The following is a 518-nucleotide window of genomic DNA, read 5'->3' as shown; positions in this document are numbered from 1 at the left end:
AATGATGGTCTTGAACTTATTTGCGCCATCGTAGTTACACGTAATCGTGCCCGCACCGATATTAGTGCGTTGACCGATTTCCGCATCACCAAGGTAAGTCAGGTGGTTTGCTTTAGAGCCTTCACCAATGCGCGCGTTTTTCACTTCCACGAAGTTACCGACGTGCGCGTCGTTACGCAGCTCAGCACCAGGACGCAGACGAGTGAATGGACCGACGGTACACTCTTCACCAACGGTTGCGCCTTCAATCACACTGTAAGGACGAACGATAGTATTATCGTCGATTTCACAATCTTTCAGAACACAACCAGTGCCGATAATGACGTTATCACCCAGCGATACGTTACCTTCAATGATCACGTTTGCATCAATTTCACAATCCATACCGCACTGAAGCTCACCGCGTAAGTCAAAACGCGCAGGGTCACGTAGCATCACACCTTGTTCAAGTAGTTTTTGTGCTTGCATCGATTGGAACGCGCGCTCTAGACGAGCAAGTTGAGCGCGATCATTAACAC

The 518-nt window shown here is 48.8% G+C and carries 1 pseudogene; it reads right to left on the bottom strand.

Annotated features, from left to right (window positions below):
• A pseudogene (glmU, locus tag R7P64_RS24710) lies at nucleotides 1-518 on the bottom strand (bifunctional UDP-N-acetylglucosamine diphosphorylase/glucosamine-1-phosphate N-acetyltransferase GlmU); the annotation flags it as partial.

It is taken from the genome of Vibrio sp. 2304 (genome assembly GCF_033339475.1).
Lineage (GTDB): Bacteria > Pseudomonadota > Gammaproteobacteria > Enterobacterales > Vibrionaceae > Vibrio > Vibrio alginolyticus.
The sequence above is the reverse complement of the archived record's forward strand: the minus strand, read 5'-3'. Positions and strand labels throughout refer to the sequence as shown.